The sequence below is a fragment of the Parvimonas sp. M20 genome, assembly GCF_035282425.1.
In the GTDB taxonomy this organism is placed as follows: Bacteria; Bacillota; Clostridia; order Tissierellales; family Peptoniphilaceae; genus Parvimonas.
Genome location: NZ_JAYKBQ010000170.1, coordinates 1 through 271 on the forward strand (window position 1 = coordinate 1; position 271 = coordinate 271).

Consider the following 271-nt stretch of genomic DNA (forward strand, 5'->3'; position numbering starts at 1 on the left):
GCAGGCCGCGAGCGAAAGACATATCCACACGGGTATTCACCTGCGTTTGCCCAATGCCTTCCAGCTCATATTCCACGGGATCTTCTACCGTCAGAATATTGCGGCCGGGAGTATTCAGCGCCGAAAGGATGGCGTAGAGCGTGGTGCTTTTACCGGAGCCTGTCGGCCCTGTCACCAGGATAATACCGTGCGGAAGCTGAATGAGATTTTCTAAATCCTGCTTATCCGCTGCCGTCATCCCCAGGTTGTTCAATGAAAGCTGGAGGCTGTT

At 53.9% G+C, this 271-nt stretch carries 1 protein-coding gene; it reads right to left on the bottom strand.

Going from position 1 to position 271, the window contains the following annotated elements; all coding sequences use genetic code 11:
• Positions 1 to 271 (bottom strand): ATPase, T2SS/T4P/T4SS family (locus tag VJI93_RS08845; protein ID WP_324009331.1); only part of this gene is annotated, 271 nt, incomplete at both ends.